Origin of the sequence: Streptomyces sp. NRRL S-920, from assembly GCF_000717945.1 — a bacterium.
GTDB classification, from domain to species: domain Bacteria; phylum Actinomycetota; class Actinomycetes; order Streptomycetales; family Streptomycetaceae; genus Streptomyces; species Streptomyces alboniger.
Genome location: NZ_JODF01000151.1, coordinates 1 through 738 on the forward strand (window position 1 = coordinate 1; position 738 = coordinate 738).

Genomic DNA, 738 nt, shown 5'->3' on the forward strand with positions numbered 1-738 from the left:
ACGCCACCGGGAAGGACGCGGACCATGACCAGTGAGACCACCTCTCTCGACCCGGCGGAGAAAGTCGATCTCTGGCGTCAGCGGTACTTCGAGGCCCAGGCGGCCGCGGAGGAGTTCGTCCTCGGAGAGCACGGCGAAGAAGGCCTGACCGGATGGGTCAAGCAGAATTCCCGCATCGCCGCGGATTTGCTACGCGCGCAACAGCCCGAGGGCCTATCGGCTACCGATCACTTCATGATCCGGATGAAGCGACAGTTGCTGCTGTACGACTCCGACGTGTCCATTGAGTCTCAGCCCTCCGGCGCCGTCCTGCGTAACGCCGAGTGCGGGATTCTTCGGTACCGCAAGAAAGCTGCCCGCGGTGGCGTCGTCCTGACGTTCAAGTCACCGTGCGGGTACTGCCAGAAACTCAACACCGCCATCGCCAACCGTTACGTGGAACCGGACGTCAAGGTGTCATGCGAACTGGTCGGCGACGGATGCACCTGGCGCGCGGAGCATGCCCACGCTCCGGGTGAGGACTAGGCCGGGCCACCGCATCTGCTCTGAAGCGTGAGCAGATGCCACGCATTCCTTCCACGCATTCCTTCCACCCTGAATCGGTGCTCAGTCAGGACGGTACGACCGTTCCCATTGAGTTAGTGCGCTACCTCCTGCTCACCTGAGTAGTTGTCTGCAACTTCGGAGCGACGAGCTTCCCAAAACGGGGGATCCACTTCGTGACTACGCCTCTCACTC

At 62.1% G+C, this 738-nt stretch carries 1 protein-coding gene; it reads left to right on the forward strand.

Going from position 1 to position 738, the window contains the following annotated elements; genetic code table 11:
* Positions 1-24 precede the first annotated feature (24 nt).
* Positions 25-525: a hypothetical protein gene (locus IG54_RS0137275; protein WP_037898476.1), complete on the forward strand. Its 501-nt coding sequence runs from the start codon at positions 25-27 to the stop codon at positions 523-525.
* Positions 526-738 lie beyond the last annotated feature (213 nt).